The sequence below is a fragment of the Paenibacillus humicola genome, from assembly GCF_028826105.1.
GTDB classification, from domain to species: Bacteria; Bacillota; Bacilli; order Paenibacillales; family Paenibacillaceae; genus Paenibacillus_Z; species Paenibacillus_Z humicola.
Genome location: NZ_JAQGPL010000001.1, coordinates 1,711,708 through 1,733,428, shown reverse-complemented (window position 1 = coordinate 1,733,428; position 21,721 = coordinate 1,711,708). Strand labels below are relative to the sequence as shown.

Sequence of the window (21,721 nt, the reverse complement as noted above, 5' to 3'; positions counted from 1 at the left end):
CGGTTCACCAACCTTTTTCAGAATCCGTATTGTAGAGCACATGGGAGCGAACATCGGCGATCAAATATAGCGTTCCCGTCACAACGGCAAGGTCCCCGCCGCCGGTCAGCGACAGCAGCCGGCGAAGCGCCTGCTTCCAGTTCGGTTCCACGATGAGCTCGAAGGAACAGCCAAGTTCCTCCCGGAGCGCGACGGCGATTTCCGCCAGCTCTTCAGCCGGCATCGCTCTGCGGAAGTCGGGCTCGGTTACCACAAGCGTATCCACTAGAGGTAGTATATGCCGCAGTGCGTCGCGATGATTCTTATTTGCCAGCATCCCGGCCATCAAATGAAGTTTGTCGTACCGGTACGTTTCGCGCAGCGCGGCGGCCAGCGTCTCCGCCCCTTCCGGATTGTGCGCTCCGTCGATCAAAAGCCGCGGGGAACGGGAAATCGTCTCCAGCCGTCCGGGCCATTTGGCCGTGCGCAGCCCCTCGCGCAGATCCTCGTCGTCCAGGATGAGCGCATAATACTGCCGCAGCACCTCAAGCGTCATGACCGCGACGGCCGCGTTCATCCGCTGATGAGCGCCGCTCAGCGTAATCGTGAGCGGTTCGATCGTGCGGAACAGCCCGTCGAACCGGAACGTCTGCTCGCCTTCTCGGGCCGTCAACGGGGTAATGCCGAATTTTTCGCCGTACCGGTACAGGCTGCTTTTTTTCTCCTGAGCCGCTTGCGCCACGACATCGGCCGCCTCAGGCTGGCCGACTGCCGTCACGACCGGCACGCCCGGCTTAATAATGCCGGCTTTCTCGCGCGCGACCGCTTCGATCGTATCGCCGAGAATGTCCATATGGTCGTGGCCGATGTTCGTAATGACCGACACGACGGGGGTCACAATGTTCGTGACGTCCAGCCTTCCGCCGAGGCCGGTTTCCCATACGACATAATCGGGATATTCGACGGTGGCGAAATACAGGATCGCGAGAGCCGTCGAAACCTCGAACATGGTCGGCGGCCCAAGCTCCGTCTCCGCGATGGCCTCGACGTGCGGCTTCAGTTCGTTCGTCAGCCGGAGCAGCGTCTCCTCCGGGATATCCGTTCCGTTATATTGAAAACGGTTCGTGAACTTCGTGATGTACGGGGACGTGAACGTTCCGACCCCGTATCCGCAGCGGATCAGCACGCTAGTCAAATAAGCGCAGACGGAGCCTTTGCCGTTCGTCCCCGCGACATGAATGAACTTGAGCCTGCGCTCGGGGCGGCCGAATGCTTCCATCAGCTTTATCATTCGTTCCAAGCCCGGCCGGATGCCGAACGGCACCCGTCCATTAATCCAGTCTCTTGCTTCCTCGTACGTGGCCAGCGTCCCGGCTGCGGATGATTGCTGCGCATCTGCCATGCTTTTTCGTCCCTTCTTCCTCTTCCGGTCTGTTTCCCCTTCAGGACAGGCAGCTGACGCCCATCCGTCCGGATATCCTATCCGCGCAGCTCCGCCAGCCTCGCTTGGACTTTATTCCGCTTGTCGGCGTAATCCGCCATTTTGGCCTTCTCTTCCTCGATCACCTTGGCCGGCGCTTTCTTGACGAAGCCTTCGTTGGCCAGCTTTTTCTCCACCCGCTCGACTTCGCCGTTCAGATGCTGAATTTCTTTCTCCAGCCGCGCGATTTCCTGTTCGATATCGAGCAGGCCGGCAAGCGGCAAATAGAGCTCCGCCCCGGTAACGACGGCCGTCATCGCTTTATCCGGCGCGGACAGCTCCCGTCCGGCCGTCAGCTTCGATGTGCCGCAGAACCGGCTGACAAATTCCTCGTTCCGGTTGAAAATCGATGCCTCGGCCTCGCCCGACGGCTTGATCAGAAGCTCGATCTTCCGGCTCATCGGCACGTTCACCTCGGCGCGGATATTGCGGACGGCGCGGATCGTATCCATCAGCAGCTCCATCTCGCGCACCGCCTCCGGCGCTTCCAGCGCGGCATCGTATGCCGGCCATGGCGCAAGCAGAATCGTTTCGCCTTCATGCGGCAGATGCTGCCAGATCTCTTCGCTGATAAACGGCATAAACGGATGGATCATCCGGAGCGTCCGGTCCAGCACGTAGGCGAGCACCGATTGGGTCGCCCGCTTCGCAGCCGCGTCGCTGCCGTAAAGGTTTAATTTTGCAAATTCGATATACCAGTCGCACAAGTCGTCCCAGATGAAATTGTACAGCAGACGGCCGGTTTCGCCGAAATCGTAGCCGTCGAGGAGACGGGTGATGTCGCGCGACGTTTCGTTTAACCGGTGCAAAATCCAGCGGTCCGCCGTCCCCAGCGTAACGCTGATGTCGATGTCCTCCGCCTTGACGTTTTCCAAATTCATCAGCGCAAATCGCGAGGCGTTCCAGATCTTGTTCGCAAAATTGCGCGCCTGCTCGACCTTCTCCCAGCGGAAACGCAAATCCTGCCCGGGCGTGCTGCCGGTCGAGATCATGAACCGCATCGCGTCCGCGCCGTATTTGTCGATCACATCGAGTGGGTCGACGCCGTTTCCAAGCGATTTGGACATTTTGCGCCCATGCTCGTCGCGGACAAGACCGTGAATGAGCACGTCCTTGAACGGATTCCGTTCCGTGAACTCGAGCGCCGTAAAGATCATTCGGGCGACCCAGAAGTAGATGATATCATAACCGGTAACGAGCACATCCGTCGGATAATAGCGCTTCAGATCGGCCGTCTCGTCCGGCCAGCCGAGCGTCGAGAACGGCCACAGCGCGGAACTGAACCAGGTGTCGAGCACGTCTTCGTCCCGGCGCAATTCGCCCCCGCAGGAGGAACATGCCGTCAAATCCTCGCGGGACACGTGCATTTCGCCGCACGCGTCGCAGTACCACGCCGGAATGCGGTGCCCCCACCAGAGCTGTCGGGAGATGCACCAGTCGCGGACGTTTTCGATCCACTGCAAATAGATCTTCTCGAACCGGTCCGGCACGAAGCGGACGCCTTTGCCGGATCGCTGCACCTCGATCGCCTGATCGGCGAGCGGCTTCATCGAGACGAACCACTGCGTCGACAAATACGGCTCGACGACGGCGCCGCTGCGCTCGCTGTGGCCGACCTGGTGCACGTGGTCCTCGATGCGGACGCATACGCCCTGCCTCTGCAGGTCGGCGACGATCCGCTTGCGGCATTCCGCGCGGTCGAGGCCTTTGTACGGTCCCGCTTCGTCGTTCATGACGCCGCTCTCGTCCATCACGACGATTTGCGGCAAATTGTGGCGCAGGCCGACCTCGAAGTCGTTCGGATCGTGCGCCGGCGTAATTTTGACCGCCCCGGAGCCGAATTCCTTCTCGACGTATTCGTCGGCGATGATCGGGATTTCCCGGCCGAGAATCGGCAGCACGAGCTTTTTCCCGATCAGGTGCCGGTAGCGCTCGTCCTCGGGATGTACCGCCACGGCGGTGTCGCCGAGCATCGTTTCCGGCCGGGTCGTGGCGACGGTGATGAAGCCGCCTTCGTCCTTCAGCGGATATTGCAGATGGTACAGGTGACCGTTAATTTCTTTATATTCGACCTCAATGTCGGACAAAGCCGTGCGCGCCGCCGGGTCCCAGTTAATAATTTTTTTGCCGCGGTAAATCAGGCCTTTCTCGTACAGGCGGACGAATACCTCGCGGACCGCCTTCGACAGCCCTTCGTCAAGCGTAAACCGTTCGCGCGAGTAATCGAGCGAAAACCCCATTTTCGCCCATTGCTCGCGAATCGTATTCGCGTACTGCTCCTTCCATTCCCATACCTTCTCGAGAAATTTTTCCCGCCCAAGGTCGTAGCGCGTAAGGCCTTCCTCGCGCAGCTTCTGCTCGACCCGCGTCTGCGTCGCGATGCCGGCATGGTCGCTGCCCGGCAGCCAAAGCGCGTCGTAGCCCTGCATCCTTTTAGCGCGGATCATAATATCCTGCAGCGTAAAATCAAGCGCATGCCCAATATGCAGCATGCCCGTTACGTTCGGCGGCGGGATGACGATCGTAAACGTCTGCGCGTCCGGCCGTTTGCCCGCTTCGAAATAGTTCCCTTTCAGCCAATAGTCGTGCCATTTTGCCTCGGACGCCTTCGGATCGTAGGTCGTCGGCATTCCGGCCATCTGTTGTTTTTCGGTCATTCGATGCACCCTCCATCTGTTCGCACGTCCGCATCCATCGGCTTTGCGCGCCTCTGCCGGACCTGCGAAGCTTCTTCAAGATTACAAGGTATACAAAAAATACCTTTCGCCCCCTGACCTGAACGGCAAAGGACGAAAGGTATTGCTTCCGCGGTACCACCTTTGTTTCGCTGACAGCCCGGTGCGGGCCGCGCATGCGACACTTGTAAGCAGATAACGGCTGCGGCCGGCCCGAACTGACGGCATTTCCGCTTCATCCGGGCAACTCGGGGGCGACCAGTGGCAGGTTCGTCCTGCGGGCCTTTCAGCATTACGGCGCCGCTCTCTGAAGGCATTGCTGCCACACTTCCCTTTCAACGTCTTTACATGAAAGTATAACCTATATCTGCTATCATACACGTTTTCAATCCGACGCGTCAATCCCGGCGCATGGCCTATGTCGCCCGTCATACGGCTTGTCCCCTTAAACGCCTGGGACGCCAAAATCCCTCCCGCGCCCTTAACCGGGACTTCGGGAGGGATCCGTTCCGGACAAGCCGGCTTCACGGAATATACAGCACCTGGCCTTCGCTGACGTTCTGGTCGGAAAGCCGATTGTAAAGCGCGATTTCGCGCGGCTGCAGCTGGTAGCGTCCGGCGATCGTTTCGAGCGTTTCATCCCGCTGTACGATGCACAGCCGCACCTTGCGGAACGACCGGTCCTCAAAAGCGCTGCCCAGGAACAGATTTTTCAATTCGATTTCTTCGGCGATCGCCTGCTTCTCGGCCTCGGCCTCGGCTTCGGCTTGGGCCGACTGCTCCGCGGCCGCCCGCGCCTCCTGCTCCCGGAGACTCGACTGCAGCAGCGAGCGGAAGCCGATGCCTCCGGCAGGCTCCGCATCCTGAAGCGGCTTGCTGCCGAGCGCGACGCGCATCTCTTTTTTTCCCGAATCGGCCTCGGCGGCGGTAACGTCCCCAAACGGCTGCGCCGCTCCGAATTCAGGCTGCGCCTGGCTTTCCGGCTCTGCCGTTCCGAAAGGCTGCCGCTCCGATTCGAAGCTGAAGTCCTGCTGCGAACCGGACGGGAAGCCAGGTTCTGCGGCGAAGGACGCATCGTCCTGCTGCGGTCCGTCGTCGCTGTAAGCAAGCTCCCATTGGTCCGACTCCAGCTCCCGCGGGCCCTCGGCCTGCCCGGCCTGCGCCGCTTGGAACGCTTCCTGCTCCTGCTCCCGGCGGTAAGCCGCCCAGGCCTCCGCTTCGCGCCGGGCGTCCTCCAGCTCCTCCGCTTCGCGCCGCGCGGCTTCCTGCGCTTCCGCTTCGCGCTGCGCAGCTTCTTGCGCCTCCGCTTCGCGCCGCGCAGCTTCTTGCGCCTCCGCCTCGCGCCGCGCAAATTCTTGCGCCTCCGCCTCGCGCCGCGCAAATTCTTGCGCCTCCGCCTCGCGCTGCGCGGCTTCTTGGGCCTCCGCTTCATGGCGCGCGGCCGCCTCGCGCTCCGCGGCTTCGCGGGCGTCGGCTTCGCGCTGCGCCGCCTCGCGGAACGTCTGCGTCGGCGGCGCCGCCCATCCGCCGAAGCCCGGCGTACTTTCCTGGCGCCCGGTCTGGCCGCCGCCCTCCTCTGCATCCCGCGCATGCACGACGGTGAAAGGCTCCTCGTGCCGCCAGCTCTCCTGTTCGCTCGGCTGCTCCAGCTCAAGGCCGTATAACGATAGCACGCCGGTTACGTTGAGCGTCCGCGCCGACAGCAGATCGACGTCGAAGTTGTCGATCTCGACGGCAATATCGTCGAGCCGGTTCACCCGGTTTAACGGCAGCGTAATTTCAACCGGGATCCGGTGCTCCAGCGCCTGCGCCGCTTCGGATTCGTTTTGCGCGCGATAGGCGCCGGACAGCAGCAGATGGCCCTTCAGGATCACCTGCTGCCCTTGATGCACGATTTGAATCCGGGGAACAAGCTCGATCTCATCCAGCTCGTCGATCGCCGCGAGCGTATCGGGCAAATGCACGCGTTCATATACGTCAAACCGCAATCCGTTCGATTGATTGTGCACGTTTGTCCTCCTCCTCTCCCCTACTTAAAGCTTGGTTACAGCTTTCGGCTCTATTTATCTATATGGCCCGGGAAAGGCAGGCATGACTACGATTTTCGCGAACGGACAAGCCCGGCCTCCAGCTGAAGGAACCAATCGGGCGCCGGAGACGTCACTTCGACGGGATGTCCTGTAAAAGGGTGGGCGAACGTAAGCCGTTCGCCGCGCAGCGCCTGATGGCCGAGCAGCCGGGTGCTTCCGCCGTACAGCGCGTCCCCGATCAGAGGATAGCCGATATGGCTCATATGAACGCGGATTTGGTGTGTTCGGCCGGTCTCCAGCCGCAGCTTGACAAGCGAGGCTTCCGCATAAATACGGACCGTCTCATAATGGGTGACCGCCCGCTCGCCCGAAGCGGATACCCGTCTGCGCGAGCCGTGATGACGGTCCCTGCCGATCGGCGCCTCGATCGTGCCGCGCCGGCGCCGCATAACGCCGTGCACGAGCGCTTCATACTGCCGTTCGATCCGCTTCGCGCGCATCGCTTCGTCCAGCCGCTGCTGCGCCAGATCGTTTTTCGCATACAGCACCGGGCCGGCCGTGTCATCGTCGAGCCGGTGAATATGCTTCGCCGGCAGCGGGTCGTTCCGCTCCAAGCCAAGTCTGGCGCACGCTTCGTCCAGCGTCCCCCGCTCGCCCGGCCGCGACGGATGAACGGGCATGCCGGACGGCTTGTCCAGGACGAGGCACCAATCGTCCTCGTACAGGACGGCCGCTGCGAGCGGAGATACAGGCGGGAGCTGCGCCAAACGGTACATCGGATCGGCTGCCGGATCCGCAGCCTCGAACGTCCGCAGCTTCACGATGCCGCGCTCGCACCGGATGCCGCCGGCCGAGAACAGGCGGTTGACCCATTTCGGCGGAAAAACGGCGAGAGCCAGCAGCCAAAGCCGCACGTCGTGCGGATGACTCCCGGCCTCAAGAGGCTTTGTCCGCGAAGCGGCCGGGCCGGACATTGCAGCGATCGTTTCCGCCGCCATTTCCAGCCATTCGCCGTTTCGCCGATACGTCCAAAAATTTTCGCGCATCTGACCGCCCGATTCCTAAAGGCGGCGCAGCGCTTCGTCGTGCGCGGCGATCGTGGCGTCGATCGCCGTTTCGTCGTGCGCCGCGGACACGAACATGCCCTCGAACTGGGAGGGCGCCAAGCTGACGCCCAAGTCGAGCATCGCGGCGAAATACGCCTTGAACCGCTCCAGGTCGGACGTTTTCGCCGTTTCATAATTGATGACCGTCTCGCCCGTGAAAAACGGGCAGATCATCGAGCCGACGCGGTTGATCGTGCATGGAACGCCGTGCTTCGCCGCATTCGCCTCGAAGCCGAGCTGCAGTCTGACGGACAACCGCTCCAGCCGCTCGTACGTCTCCGGCTTCAGCAGGCTGAGCGTCGTATAGCCGGCGGCCATCGCCAGCGGATTGCCCGACAGCGTGCCCGCCTGATAAATCGGGCCGCTCGGCGCAATCATCTCCATGATTTCGCGCTTGCCGCCGTAAGCGCCGACCGGCAGCCCGCCGCCGATCACTTTGCCGAGGCACGTCAGATCCGGCGTAATGCCGTAGAGGCCCTGCGCGGAATGGTAGCCGACCCGGAAGCCGGTCATCACCTCGTCGAAAACGAGCAGGCTGCCGTATCGGCTCGTAATTTCGCGCAGCCCGGTCAGGAAGCCGGGGAGCGGCGGCACAACGCCCATGTTGCCGGCGACGGGCTCGACGATGATGCAGGCGATCTGCTCGCCGTACGTTTCGAACGCCAGCTTGACCGACTCGATATCGTTATACGGAACCGTAATCGTGTGCGAAGCGACGCTTTCCGGCACGCCCGGGCTGTCCGGCAGGCCGAGCGTAGCGACGCCGGAGCCCGCTTTGATCAGCAGCGAATCGGCATGGCCGTGGTACGAGCCTTCGAATTTAACGATTTTGCTCCGTTTCGTATATCCCCGCGCCAGACGAAGCGCGCTCATCGTGGCCTCGGTTCCGGAATTGACCATCCGGACCATCTCGACCGACGGCACGCGCTCACAAACGAGCTCCGCCATCCTCGTTTCCAGTTCGGTCGGCGCGCCGAAGCTCGTCCCTTTTTCCGCCGTGCGTTTGATCGCTTCGACGACCTCGGGATGGGCGTGACCCACGATGAGCGGCCCCCATGAACCGACGTAATCGATGTAACGGTTCCCGTCAATGTCATAAACCCGGCATCCGTCGCCGCGTTCGACGTACACCGGCGTCAACCCGACCGACCGGAACGCGCGGACCGGGGAATTGACGCCGCCGGGGATCAGCCTTTTCGCCTGGGAGAACGCCTCCTTGGAGCGCTCGTCCGATCGTTTATGAGCTTGCTTGCTCATTGCCCTCACTCCTGACCGTTAAGAAATGGCCTTGCCGCCTGCCTCTTATTCGCCCTGCAGCCAACGCGCCGCGTCAAGCGCATGATACGTAATGATCAAATCCGCGCCGGCCCGCTTCATCCCGGTGAGCGTCTCCATGACGATCGCCTTCTCGTCGATCCAGCCGCTGGCGGCCGCCGCCTTGACCATCGAATATTCGGCGCTGACGTTGTACGTTACGACCGGCAGGTCGAAGGATTCCTTGAGCAGCCGGACAACGTCCAAATAAGCGAGCGCAGGTTTGACCATCAGCATGTCCGCTCCCTCGAGCACATCCGATTCCGCCTCGCGCAGCGCTTCGCGCACGTTGGCCGGATCCATCTGGTACGTCTTGCGGTCGCCGAACTGCGGCGCGGAATGGGCCGCATCGCGGAAAGGCCCGTAATAGGCCGAAGCGTATTTGACCGAATACGACAGAATCGGCACCATTTCGAAGCCCGCCTCGTCGAGTCCGCTGCGAATCGCCGAGACAAAGCCGTCCATCATATTGGACGGTGCGATGATGTCGGCTCCCGCCTGCGCCTGCGAGACGGCCGTCTTCACCAGCAGCGCCAGCGATGCGTCGTTGTCGATCTCCGCCTCGCCTGTCGTCTCGTGCACGTGCACGACGCCGCAGTGGCCGGTATCCGTAAACTGGCACAGACAGGTATCGGCGACGACGACGAGCTGCGGCGCCCACCCTTTGACCGCGCGGACCGCCTCCTGGACGATGCCGTTCGATTCGTAAGCCGACGTGCCCTCCGCATCTTTATGCTCCGGCACGCCGAAAAGCAGCACCGACGGGACGCCCGCCGCGACCACCCGGTCGATCTCCTCCTTCAGCGTATCGATCGAAAAATGATACACGCCCGGCATCGAAGGAATTTCCTCCTTGACGCCGCTTCCATGCGTAACGAAAATCGGATAGATAAAATCGTTTGCCGTCAGCTGTGTTTCTCTCACCATGCTGCGAAGCGCCGGCGTCCGGCGCAGCCGCCGATGGCGGTTAAGCGGAAAACTCATCTCAATCGGCCCCTCCTTCATTCGAAAAACGTTTGGCTTGGCGCGACGCGGCGATCGCCCCGATCAGCGCCTCAATCGTTGCTTCCTCGGACTCGATCGCGACGGAAAGCCCGGCTTCGCGGGCCGTCTTGGCCGTAACCGGGCCGATGCATGCGATTTCCGCTGCCCGCAGCGCTTCGGCCGGCTCGCTGACGCCCATCCGGCGCATCACCTGAAGCAGATTCGTGACGGAAGACGAGCTGGCGAACGTCACGACGTCGACTTCGCCGCGAAGCAGCAGCTCCAGCGTCTCCGCGTCCTGATTCTCGGCAATAACCGTTTCGTACACATCGAGCACGACCGGCTCGAGTCCACTCTCTTTCAGATCCCGGGGGAGTATCTCCCTGGCCAGATCGCCTCGCGGGAGCAGCACCCGCTGGCCCGGCTTCAGCGAGCCTTCCAAGCTTTCCAGCAGCCCTTCGGCCTGAAATTTTACCGGCAGCTCCATCGCATACAGCCCCCGATGCTCCAGCGCCTCAGCGGTCTTCGGCCCGACGGCGGCGACGCGCGCACGGTTGAACCGCCGGATATCAATCCGGAAACGGCGCAGCCACCGCCAGAAATATTCCACGCCGTTGGCGCTCGTAAACATAAGCCAGTCGTAGCTTTCCGCCTGCTGCAGTGCACTTTCGATCCCCGCCCGAGCGTCCGGGTCCGCCGGTTCGCGCGTCTCGATGACAGGAAATTCGCACGGTTCCCCGCCAAGCTCCTCGATTCGATCCGCCAGCTCGCTGTTTTGCGCGCGGGCGCGGGTCACAAGCACGCGCGTCCCGAACAGCGGCTTGCGCTCGTACCACCGCAGCTTCTCGCGCTGCCTGACGACTTCGCCGACGACGATGACGGCCGGCGGCTGAAAATCGGCCGCCTTGACGACCGCCTCGATCGTGGCCAGCGTGCCCGTCACCGTCTGCTGCTCGACGCGCGTTCCCCACCTGATAAGCGCCACCGGCGTTTCCGGCGGTCGGCCGTATTTCATCAGCTGTTCGGCAATGTAGCCGATTTTGGCCACGCCCATCAGGAAAATAAGCGTGCCCGTCGCTTGGGTCACTTTGTCCCATTGAATGGAACGGTCGAGCTTGTCCGGACTTTCATGCCCGGTAATGATCGAAAGCGACGAAGCCAGATCGCGGTGCGTCACCGGGATGCCGGCATACGCCGGAACCGCGATCGCCGACGTAATGCCGGGCACGATATCGAACTCGATGCCGTGCTCCTGCAGCAGCTCGGCCTCTTCCCCGACGCGTCCGAAAATCGTCGGATCGCCGCCCTTCAGCCGGGTGACGACCTTCCCTTCAAGGGCAAGGTCGACCAGCAGCCGGTTGATCTCCTCCTGCTTCATCGTATGCCGGTCCGGAAGCTTGCCCACGTAAATTTTTTCCGCTCCCGGCTTCACATGCTTCAACAGCCGCGGACTGGCCAGCCGGTCGTACACGATGACGTCGCAAGCCTTGATGCACTCCAGCCCTCTCACGGTAATCAGCTTCGGATCGCCGGGACCGGCACCGACCAGATAAACTTTCCCCTTCGCCATCGTTTATCCCCCAACTTCCGCCAAAATGCGGTCCGCGCCTCTCTCCTTCAGCGCATCCGCCGTTTCCTTGCCCAGCCGCTCCGGATCGCTTCCCCTGCGCGTCTCCTTGAGCAGCACCTTGCCGTCCGGCGTGCCTACGATGCCGGTCATTTCCAAGAGCGGCCGGCCGCCCGGTTCATCGGACGGACCGGCAATTGTCGCATAAGCGCCGATCGGGATTTGGCAGCCGCCGTTCAGCGCCCCGAGAAAGCTGCGCTCCGCCCGGACGGCGAGCGCCGTATCCGGGTCCTCGTACCGCTCCAGCAGCCGGCGCACTTCGGCGTCATCGGCGCGGCATTCGACGCCGAGCGCTCCCTGCCCGACGGCCGGAACGCAGACATCCGGCGGGATGTAGGCCGAAATTTTCGCCTCCCACCCCATACGGTAAAGACCTGCGGCGGCGAGCACCACCGCGTCGAAGCCTTCCGATTCCAGCTTGCGGATGCGGGTATCGATATTGCCGCGGACGGATTCGAGCTTCAAATCCGGCCGCGCCGCAAGCAGCTGGCTGGCGCGACGCAGACTGCTCGTCCCGACCCGCGCGCCTTGCGGAAGCTCCGTCAGCCCCAGCCCATCGCGGCTGACGAGGCAGTCGCGGGGATCGACGCGCTTCGGCACCGCCCCGTTCACAAGCCCTTCCGGAAGCTCGTAGGGCATATCCTTCATGCTGTGCACGGCCAAATCGATGTCACCGTCCAGCAGCGCCTGCTCGATTTCTTTCACGAACAGCCCCTTGCCGCCCACCTTGGACAGCGTGACGTCCAAAATCCGGTCGCCTTTCGTCACGATTTTGCGGATTTCGAAATCAGCCTCGATTCCAAGCTTCCCGGCAAGCCTTGTCAGCTCACCGATCACCTGTCCCGTTTGCGTAAGCGCCAATGCGCTCTGCCTCGTTCCGACGACGATTGTGCGCCGCCTCTTGCCTGCCTGTACCATTACAACTGCCCCCCACCGGCTGCGGCCAGCAGCCGCAGCATCCATTGCTCGATCGGTTCATTTCGCCGATCCGCCGTTCCGGCCTGCGTTTCGCCGCGCCGGTCATGCAGCATTTCTGCGGCCGCCATGCGCAGGACGACCCGCTTCAGCGTTCCGTCCGCCGTTTCGGCGGCCAGCCTGTCGCGGAGGCTTCGCAGCTTGTCCAGCCGCCGCGCGTAATCTTCGCCGTACCGCTCGCCGAGCTCGCCGGCGATAAGGCCCGCCAACGCCGGGCTTGCCCCTGCGGTCGTGACCGCGATGACCAGATCGCCCCGGCGCACGACGGCCGGCGTCACAAACCCGCCGGATTCAAACGCGTCCGCCGCGTTGACGAGCGCGCCGGCTTTCTCGGCCGTACGCACGGCCATCCGGTTCACTGCCGGATCGTCCGCCGCCGCAACGAGCAGAAACGCGCCTTCCGCGTCCTCTTCCTTGTATTCCCTGCGCACGAGCCGAATAGACCCTTCGGACGCCAGCCGTTCCAGCTCGCCGCATGACTGCGGGCTGACGACAACGACCGAATCCGCCCCGCCTTCGAGCAGCCCCCGCACTTTGCGGGCGGCAACCGTACCGCCGCCGACAACTACGCATTTTTTTTGGTTCAAGGACAGCATAACCGGATAAAAGCCCGCCAATATCGCCACTCCCCTTCGCTTCTACGACCACCCGTGAAAACTCGACAGCCGGTTCAGCAGCAGGCTGAGCACCAGGACGGCGAAGCAAATCAGGTCCCACCGCGCCGTTTTTCCGCCCGGCCTGTCGAACCACCGGTGCTCCAGAACATTGACGATATACAGCGCCAAGGCGGCGAAAGACGTCAGCACCTTTAAATCAAGCAGCAGCAGGTAGCGACCTTCCGTCAAAATCGACGTGACCGCAACCGCCAGCGACATCGTCAGAAGAGGCGTGCCGATCAGCGCCGATCGGCTCATCATTTTTTCGATCATTTCGAGACTCGGCAGGCGCTGCACCGACTTCGTCCACTGTTTCCCTTTCAATCGGCGATGGAGAAAAAGGTACATGCCGGAAAAAACGGCGCCGACGGTAAAGGCGACATAAGCCCCGATCATAAGGGTAATATGTACGATCAGCAGATGGCGGACGATTTCCCATCGCGCCAAGGACGCGCCCTGCCCGATGCCGAACAGATTGAGCGTCAGCACGGCAAACCCGATGACATTGACGAAAAAAACGAACAATTCGATCCGAAAAAACCGGCTGATCGCCAGTGAAACCGTGATCAGCAGCCAGGAAAACATAAGCAAATATTCCGACAATGTCATGAACGTCATATTCAAATGCGAAATGATCCGGTGTACGAGAAACGCCGTCTGCAGAATCCAAACGAAAATAAGCAGCCCTGTTCCCATCCGTTTCGCCTGCCGATTTCGTTCCACGAAATCGGAGAAATAAAACAGAAGGCTCAGGGCGTAAATATACAGCATCGCATCATATAGCCAGTTATGCGTTAACATAGGCGCCTCCACGAATCCGGAGTCGGCGGCCGGCAGACGAGCCGGTTATTGAGCGGCGGTTGGGGCCGCCGCCGTCACATGATTCGGACCGCAGGTCCGACGGGTATTTAGGAAGTGGCCGCCGCAATCGCTCCCGGCGTCTTCGCGCCGAATGCCGCATGCCCGGACTGGGGCTCGGCGGCAGGCGCTGCTGCCGTATCCGGCTGCTGCTTGGTCAGACGATCCTCCAGCGCGAACAGCTTGACGAACAGCTCCATGGCGTCCTCGGCATGCTTCTCTCCGGCAATCTCCTTGAGACGCAAAATCGGATCGTGCATCATTTGATTGACGATGCTCTTGGTCAGCTTGCGGATGACCTTCAATTCGCGCTCATCCAGATCCGGCAGCTTGTTCGCCAAGCTGTCCATCGTCTCCTCGTGAATCGCGGCTGCTTTGTCCTGCAGCGCACGGATGAGGGGCACGACGCCGAGCGTCTTGTACCACTGCCGGAACGCCTCGAGCTCTTCCGCGATAAACGTTTCGATCTTGGCCGCTTCCTGGCGCCGCTGCGCCAAATTGCTCTCGACGATTCCTTCAAGGTCGTCGATATCGTATAGAAACACGTTCTCGACCGACGCGATCGCGGGATCCAAATCGCGCGGAACGGCGATGTCGATCATGAACAGGGGGCGTGATTTGCGCCGGCTCATTGCCGCCGCTACCCGCTCGCGGTCAAGCACGTAGCCGTCGGAGCCCGTCGAGCTGATCACGATGTCGGCTTCACCGAGCCGCCGAATCGCTTCGTCCATTCCGAGCGGGATGCCGTTGAACTTGTCGGCCAGCTGCACCGCCCGGTCGTAGGTACGGTTGACGACATACACACGGTTGGCGCCGTTGGCGTACAAATGCTTCGCCGTCAGCTCGCTCATTTTGCCCGCGCCGATAATCATGACGGTCTTGCCGCCGAAATGGCCGAAAATCCGTTTGCCCAGCTCGACGGCGGCATAGCTCACGGACACGGCTGCTTCGCCGATCGACGTCTCCGAATGCGCCCGCTTCGCCAGCGTCACCGCCTGCTTGAACAGCGCATTAAACAGCGTGCCCGTCGTTTTGAGCTGCTGCGCCAGCTGGAACGCGTCCTTCACCTGACCGAGAATTTGCGTCTCCCCGATCACCATCGAATCGAGCCCGCACGCGACGCGAAACAGATGCTCGATCGCGCGCTCGTCTTCGTACATATATAAATCTTGCGTAAATTGTTCTCTCGGCAGCTTGAACCACTGCTCCATAAAATGCCGGATATAGTGGCCGCACAAATGGTTGCGGTCAACGACCGCGTATAATTCCGTCCGGTTGCAGGTCGCCACAATGACACATTCCAGGATGCTCGTCGTATGCTGCAGCTGCTTCAGGGCTTCCGGCAAATCCCGCTCTTGAAACGTAAACCGTTCTCTGACTTCGACCGGGGCCGTCCGGTAATTCAGCCCGACAACTACGATGTGCATGCGCGTTCACCTGCCTTTACGTTGAAATATCATTAGTATTATAGCACAGTTCGACAACCTGTACCCCCGCATTTATGAAAAATATTTGAAAACGAAACGTAAGGCCGAGAAGAAACCGCTGACGCCGTTTTGAAGGCGGAACAAGCTTATTCCCTTCGATTTATGGAGAACGTGAGGTAAATGTTCACCTTTCCCGGACATTAAAAAATGGCCACGGATCGCTCCATGGCCATTCAATCGCTTATTGAATCAAGCAAGCTGAGCTTGCTTCATTTCCGGTTCGACAACCTGCATGTCGCCGATTCCGCGAATCAGCTTTTTCGCATGAACCGTCTTCGGCTTCAGAACGGACATCATGTAATCGATCGCGAGCTGAGGATCGACCGTTTCGCCGCAGGTGTAGCAATCCAAAGCGGCAAAACCTTTCTCGGGATACGTGTGGATCGAGAGATGGCTTTCAGACAGCAGCACGAGTACCGTTGCGCCTTGCGGCTCGAATTGTTTGGCTTGCACGGAAAGTACCGTAGCGCCGCAAGCCTCAGCGGCTTCCACCATTTGGGCTTGCAAAAATTCCGCGTTGTTGAGCAGGTCGAACTCCACACCCCAAGTGTCAACAGCAACGTGTCTTCCGAAAGTTGAATATTCCATCTTTCGGTTCCCCCTTCCTAGGAATAAAATGTTTAAAAAATTTCATCCGCTAGGACCTACGTCATTCACTGCCCGAGGGAATAATCTCTCGCAACATTACCATGTCCTGAGTGAATCCTGGTTCCTATTATTCATTTCAACGAAAATAAAAATAACATCTATCCGTCAGAAATGCAACTCTTTTTTTCAGCAAACACCTATTTGGAACCGGACATCAAACTCCAATATGCAGGGTATGCCGCCGCGTTTGTCCACGTGTGCCCTGCCACCGCCCAACATAGGGTCGAAAACGGGCTTGTACATGCCAGTTTCAGACAGCCCCCGTCCCGCGCCTGCAGACAAAAAAATAAAAACCGCATCGCTGCGGTTTTCTTCAATGAAACGAGGGCACGCCCGCTTACGCTTCCAGCACGAACAGCTGCTTCGTAAAGCGTCTCAGCCGCTCGTCGATCCCGGCAATCTGCTCCCGGTCCGAGCATTGATTGCGCATATCGAGAAGCTCGTTGATCGCGTGCTGAACGGCTCCGATTTCACGTTCGATTTCCATCCGGTTAAACCGGGCTTCCAGCTGTCCGATCGTATCCTTGTACTCGAATACGACGCGGGAACCGCCGGCCGTTTGTTCGACGATTTTGCGAACGGCGCCTTGCTCGTAATGATAGACCATCGTATAGGTCGGATAAATGCGGTTGACGATCGCATCGCCGTGAAACGCGGATACCGCCTTGCGCATCGCGTTCGTCAGTTTGGGATTCAAAAGCCTGCAGGAAACGACGGTTACGTACCGTTCCTGCTGCCGTTCAAAAATAAAGCGGACTTCTTCACGCCCTGCGTCGTCCTCGAGAACCATTTCGTGATTGCCGTTTTCGAGCACCCGTACCTGCTGCCTGACATGAAGCTCATCAAAAAACCGGACAAATCCCGCCATCTCTTCAGCCGTTAATTGCAGAGAAGCTTTGACATACTCCGTGGCTATCCGCTGAGCCATAAAAATCTCCTCAATTCTTTAAACTAAACCATTCGCTTACGTATATTATACTCGATCGGCGTCTTTTATTCCTGCTTCCTGCCCTTGATATTCTCGCATATTTCTGAAAAATCCACGGGAATCTGCAAGGAGTACGCGCTTTTGTGCGTTATCCTCGCTTTTCAAGCCGAACTTCACTCGGTTTCGGCCCGATCCAGCGCAACGTCCATAATGACCGACCACAGCTCATCCCGGCCGAGCCCCGTCTCGGAGGAGAACAAGACGACGGGATCGCGCGGATCGGCCTCAAGCTCGGTTTTAATCGTTTTCACGTGCTTATCCCACTTGCTGCGCGGAATCTTGTCCGCCTTCGTGCATACGACACATACCGGAATGTCGAAATGCTTCAGCCAATTGTACATGAGACGGTCGTCCTCGCTCGGAGGATGACGGACATCTACGATTTGAAGCACCAGCTTCAGCGGCTCCCGCGTCTTCAAAAACGACTCGATCATGACGCCCCACTGCTCGCGCTGCTTCTTGGATACCTTGGCATAGCCGTAGCCGGGAAAATCGACGAAATAAAGCCGGTCGTTAATCCGATAATAGTTGAGCTGCTGCGTTTTGCCCGGCTGGGAGCTGGTGCGGGCAAGGCTTTTGCGCAGGATCAGCTTGTTGATGAGCGACGATTTGCCGACATTGGAACGCCCTGCCAGAGCGATCTCCGGCAAGGCGTCCTCAGGATATTGATGCGGTTCAACGGCGCTGATGACAAATTCGGCTGACGAAATATTCATAACGAAAATCCAACCTGCTCTCTAGTGAGTTTCGACCGGGTGAGTTACGGCCGGCTCGGCTGCGAGCGGCGCTCCGGCCAGCGCATGCTTCAGCACATCGTCCATGTGCGCGACGGGGATAAAATCCAGGTCGCTCCGCACGCTGTCGGGAATATCGCGAAGGTCGCGCTCGTTATCCTTGGGCAGAAGCACCTTCTTGATGCCGGCACGATGCGCGGCAAGCGATTTTTCCTTCAACCCGCCGATCGGCAGAACGCGGCCGCGAAGCGTAATTTCGCCGGTCATCGCCACTTCTTTCGAAACCTGACGGCCGGTCAGCGCGGAAATGAGCGCCGTCGCCATCGTGATGCCTGCCGACGGACCGTCCTTCGGAATCGCACCTTCGGGAATGTGGATATGAATGTCGTTCTTCTCGTAAAAGTCGGGGTCGATGCCGAGCTCCTTCGCTTTCGAGCGCGTGTAGCTGAAGGCGGCCTGCGCCGATTCCTTCATCACGTCGCCAAGCTTGCCCGTAAGCGTCAGCTTTCCGCTGCCCGGCAGCACCGTTACCTCGATGACCAGTGTGTCGCCGCCAACCTCCGTCCATGCAAGACCGGTTACGGCGCCGATCTGGTCTTCCTGCTCGGCCACGCCGTAACGGAACTTCGGCGGTCCCAGCCATTCCTTGACCTTCTCGTTATCGACCGTGACCGGCGACGATTCCGGGTCGCCCACGATCGCCTTGGCCGCCTTGCGGCAAATGGCCGCGATTTGCTGCTCCAAATTACGAACGCCCGATTCGCGCGTATACTCGCGGACGATCTGCTCGAGTGCGCTTTCCTCCACCCGAACCTGATCGTCGCCCAGACCGTGCTCCCGCTTCTGTTTCGGCAGCAAATAGCGGTCCGCGATCTGCTTTTTCTCGAGCTCGGTATAACCGGGGATGTAGAGCACTTCCATCCGGTCGAGCAGCGGCCGCGGAATATTATGAATCGCGTTGGCCGTCGTGATGAACATGACGTTGGACAAATCGAACGGCACTTCGATAAAGTGATCGCTGAACGTATTGTTCTGTTCCGGGTCGAGCACCTCAAGCAGCGCGGAAGCGGGATCGCCCCGGAAGTCCATCGCCATTTTGTCGATTTCGTCAAGCAGGAACACGGGATTGGCCGCCCCCGCCGTTTTCATCCCCTGGATGATCCGGCCCGGCATCGCGCCGACGTAGGTGCGCCGGTGACCGCGGATTTCCGCTTCGTCGCGGACGCCGCCGAGCGAGATGCGGACGAACTGCCGGCTGAGCGCCTTCGCGATGGAGCGGGCCATCGACGTTTTTCCGACGCCCGGCGGGCCGACGAGACAGAGGATCGGGCCTTTCAATTTTTTGACCAGCTGCTGCACGGCCAAATATTCCAGCACCCGTTCCTTCGGCTTTTCCAGCCCGTAATGATCCTCGTTCAAAATCTTCTCCGCACTGACGATATTCAAATCGTCTTCCGTCGTTTTGTTCCAGGGAAGCGCAAGAAGCCAATCGATATAATTGCGAATGACGCCGCCTTCCGCCGAAGTGGAAGGCATTTTCTCGAGCCGGTCGATTTCTTTCTCGACCTTCTCCTTCACCTTCTCGGGAACGCCGGATTCGGCAAGCTGCGAACGCAGCTCCTCCACCTCGCCCGCGCGGCCTTCTTTCTCTCCGAGCTCCTTCTGGATCGCCTTCATCTGCTCGCGCAAATAATATTCCTTTTGCGTCTTCTCCATCTGCTTCTTGACGCGCTGGCTGATTTTGCGCTCAAGCTCCAGCACTTCCCGCTCGTTGTTCAGGATGTCGAGCAGCTTCTCGAGCCGCTTGCGGACATCGACCGTTTCGAGAATGTCCTGTTTGTCTTTGATTTTGAGCGTCAGATGGCTCGTAATGACGTCGGCCAGCCGGCCCGGCTCGTCGATATCGGAGACGGCGGCAAGCGTTTCCGGCGTCACCTTCTTCGATAAATTAATATAATGCTCGAACTGGCTCAGCACCGTACGCATCAGCGCGTCCGTCTCCGGATCGGCCGATTCGGTTTCCGGCAGTTCTTTGACCGTCACTTCGTAAAAATCGTCGTTCGGCAAATAATCGACGATTTCGGCTCGGGTAACCCCCTCCACAAGCACGCGGATCGTTCCGTTCGGCAGCTTGAGCATTTGCCGGACGCGGGCGATCGTACCAACCCGGTAAATATCCTCCTGCGTCGGCTCTTCGATGTTCACTTCCGACTGCGAGCACAGCAAAATCATATGATCGTCGAGCATCGCGCGGTCAAGCGCGCGGACCGACTTCTCCCTGCCCACGTCAAGGTGGAGCACCATGCTGGGATAAACCAGGAGCCCCCTCAGCGGAAGGAGGGGGAGCCGACGACCTTTCCATTTAACAGGTCCCATACCAGCACCTCCAACTTAGAAGCATAGTTCCGGCACCCGATAAGGCCGGTTATTTTCGCGCTGCCTCCCACCATTTTATCACTCAACGGAATCCGCCTGCAAATAAGGAAGGCTGGACGCAACGTATACGTCGGCGTTTGCGGCCGGAGCCTGCGCGGCGGAACGGCTTTCGTCCGCCGGGAAGGTATGGCGGAACACGTCGTCGATATGATCGGCGGGAATGACCTTCAGTCCCTGCAAATCGGTGAAAATCGCCTGCCAGTTCTCGCGCGGTATAATGACCGTATCCGCCCCCGCCTGGAAAGCGGCCTCCACCTTGGCCAGCACGCCGCCGACCGGCTTAACGTTGCCGTGAATGCCGACCTCGCCCGTCATGGCCAGCTTGTTGTCGACCGGCTCTCCTTTGATGGCCGACGCGATCGCGGTGGCCATGGCGATGCCGGCCGAAGGCCCGTCGATCGGCGTTCCGCCCGGGAAATTGATGTGCAGGTCGTAATTTTCCGGCTTCATGCCAATCCGGCGAAGCACGGTGAGCACATTCTCGACGGAGCCTTTGGCCATGCTTTTGCGGCGCAGCGTCCGGCTTCCGCCGCCTCCGAGCTCCTCCTCGTCCACGACGCCGGTGATGGTGAAGGTGCCTTTTCCGGCGCGGACCGGAATCGCGCTCACTTCGATTTCAAGCAGCGTCCCCATATTCGGCCCGTATACCGCAAGGCCGTTAACGAAGCCGACCTGCGGCGCGGACGGCACCTTGCGGTCCGGACGCGGCGGAATCTGGCTGCTGTTGACGACCCATTCGATATCCGCCGCCGTTATGGACTCGCGCTTCTCGGACAGTACCAGCCCGGCCGCGAGCTGGATGACGTTGACGGCTTCGCGGCCGTTGGTGGCGTAGCGTTTCACGACGTCGACCGCCTCCGGGCTGGGCGGAAGCCCGATTTTCTTCAGCGCATTGTCGGCGATCAGCGAAATCTCGTCGGCCAGCAGCGGGCGGAAATAAATTTCCATGCAGCGCGACCGCAGCGCCGGCGGCAAATCCTGCGGCGAGCGGGTCGTGGCGCCGACCAGCCGGAAATCGGCCGGCAGGCCGTTCTGGAATATATCGTGAATATACAGCGGGATATTCGGATCCTCCGAATTATAATACGCGCTTTCGAGGAACACCTTGCGGTCCTCGAGCACCTTAAGCAGCTTGTTCATTTGTATCGGATGCAGTTCGCCGATCTCGTCGATAAAAAGCATCCCTCCGTGCGCTTTCGTCACCGCGCCCGGCTTCGGCTGCGGAATGCCGGCGACGCCCATCGCGCCTGCGCCTTGATAAATCGGATCGTGCACCGAGCCGATCAGCGGGTCGGCGATGCCCCGTTCGTCGAAGCGGGCGGTCGTCGCGTCGATCTCGGTAAATTTGGCGTCCTGCTGAAACGGGGACGCCGGATTTTTCTTCGCTTCCTCCAGCACGACACGCGCCGCAGCCGTTTTCCCGACGCCAGGCGGGCCGTAGATGATGACGTGCTGCGGATTCGCGCTGCACAGCGCGGCTTTGAGCGCGCGCAGTCCGTCCCGCTGGCCGATGATATCGTCCATCGTTTGAGGGCGGGTTTTCTCGGCAAGCGGCTTCGTCAGCGAGACGGAACGCAGCTTGCGCAGCTTATCCATTTCCTTGCGCGACTCCCGGTCGACAGCGGAACGGTTCGTCTTCTGGTTGCGCAGCAAATTCCAAAAATACAGTCCGATCACGATCGCGAAAAACACTTGAATCAGCATTAAAATCAAACTAAAGCTCATAGCGATTACTCTCCTCTCA

General features: G+C 60.2%; 16 protein-coding genes. All 16 read right to left on the bottom strand.

Annotated elements, in window-relative coordinates:
* Positions 1-4: 4 nt before the first annotated feature.
* Entirely contained in the window at positions 5-1,381 is a 1,377-nt protein-coding gene (locus PD282_RS08090) for a bifunctional folylpolyglutamate synthase/dihydrofolate synthase (protein WP_274649946.1), read from the bottom strand.
* A 77-nt stretch (positions 1,382-1,458) separates the two neighbouring features.
* Positions 1,459-4,116, bottom strand: coding sequence for a valine--tRNA ligase (locus PD282_RS08085; protein ID WP_274649944.1), 2,658 nt, complete (start codon positions 4,114-4,116; stop codon positions 1,459-1,461).
* Positions 4,117-4,658: 542 nt separating this feature from the next.
* A complete protein-coding gene (locus PD282_RS08080; protein WP_274649943.1) occupies positions 4,659-6,143 on the bottom strand; it encodes a LysM peptidoglycan-binding domain-containing protein in 1,485 nt (494 codons plus the stop codon).
* Between the two features lie 86 nt (positions 6,144-6,229).
* Positions 6,230-7,210 carry an RluA family pseudouridine synthase gene (locus PD282_RS08075; RefSeq protein ID WP_274649941.1) on the bottom strand — a complete coding sequence of 327 codons (981 nt, stop codon included), beginning with the start codon at positions 7,208-7,210 and terminating at the stop codon, positions 6,230-6,232.
* 15 nt (positions 7,211-7,225) lie between these two features.
* The gene (gene hemL / locus PD282_RS08070; protein WP_274649939.1) at positions 7,226-8,527 is read right to left on the bottom strand and encodes a glutamate-1-semialdehyde 2,1-aminomutase; all 1,302 of its coding nucleotides are present in this window, start codon (positions 8,525-8,527) and stop codon (positions 7,226-7,228) included.
* Positions 8,528-8,572: 45 nt separating this feature from the next.
* The gene (gene hemB / locus PD282_RS08065) at positions 8,573-9,568 is read right to left on the bottom strand and encodes a porphobilinogen synthase (protein WP_274649937.1); all 996 of its coding nucleotides are present in this window, start codon (positions 9,566-9,568) and stop codon (positions 8,573-8,575) included.
* 1 nt (position 9,569) lies between these two features.
* Entirely contained in the window at positions 9,570-11,138 is a 1,569-nt protein-coding gene (cobA, locus tag PD282_RS08060) for a uroporphyrinogen-III C-methyltransferase (RefSeq protein ID WP_274649935.1), read from the bottom strand.
* Positions 11,139-11,141: 3 nt separating this feature from the next.
* Complete coding sequence (hemC, locus tag PD282_RS08055; protein WP_274649933.1) at positions 11,142-12,113, bottom strand: hydroxymethylbilane synthase; 972 nt, start codon at positions 12,111-12,113, stop codon at positions 11,142-11,144.
* Entirely contained in the window at positions 12,113-12,796 is a 684-nt protein-coding gene (locus PD282_RS08050; RefSeq protein ID WP_274649931.1) for a precorrin-2 dehydrogenase/sirohydrochlorin ferrochelatase family protein, read from the bottom strand. Before PD282_RS08050 ends, hemC begins: the two co-directional genes overlap by 1 nt.
* A 12-nt stretch (positions 12,797-12,808) precedes the next feature.
* Complete coding sequence (gene ccsA / locus PD282_RS08045) at positions 12,809-13,627, bottom strand: cytochrome c biogenesis protein CcsA (RefSeq protein ID WP_274649929.1); 819 nt, start codon at positions 13,625-13,627, stop codon at positions 12,809-12,811.
* A gap of 107 nt (positions 13,628-13,734) precedes the next feature.
* Positions 13,735-15,111 carry a glutamyl-tRNA reductase gene (gene hemA / locus PD282_RS08040; RefSeq protein WP_274649927.1) on the bottom strand — a complete coding sequence of 459 codons (1,377 nt, stop codon included), beginning with the start codon at positions 15,109-15,111 and terminating at the stop codon, positions 13,735-13,737.
* Between the two features lie 249 nt (positions 15,112-15,360).
* The gene (gene speD, locus PD282_RS08035) at positions 15,361-15,759 is read right to left on the bottom strand and encodes an adenosylmethionine decarboxylase (protein WP_274649925.1); all 399 of its coding nucleotides are present in this window, start codon (positions 15,757-15,759) and stop codon (positions 15,361-15,363) included.
* 397 nt (positions 15,760-16,156) lie between these two features.
* Positions 16,157-16,747, bottom strand: coding sequence for a non-ribosomal peptide synthetase module (locus PD282_RS08030; RefSeq protein WP_274649923.1), 591 nt, complete (start codon positions 16,745-16,747; stop codon positions 16,157-16,159).
* Between the two features lie 173 nt (positions 16,748-16,920).
* Positions 16,921-17,523, bottom strand: a complete 603-nt coding sequence (yihA, locus tag PD282_RS08025; protein ID WP_274649921.1) for a ribosome biogenesis GTP-binding protein YihA/YsxC — start codon at positions 17,521-17,523, stop codon at positions 16,921-16,923.
* Positions 17,524-17,544: 21 nt separating this feature from the next.
* Positions 17,545-19,917, bottom strand: coding sequence for an endopeptidase La (gene lon, locus PD282_RS08020; protein ID WP_274649919.1), 2,373 nt, complete (start codon positions 19,915-19,917; stop codon positions 17,545-17,547).
* A gap of 78 nt (positions 19,918-19,995) precedes the next feature.
* On the bottom strand, positions 19,996-21,702 hold the full coding sequence (lonB, locus tag PD282_RS08015) for an ATP-dependent protease LonB (RefSeq protein ID WP_274649917.1): 1,707 nt from the start codon (positions 21,700-21,702) through the stop codon (positions 19,996-19,998).
* Positions 21,703-21,721: the final 19 nt, after the last annotated feature.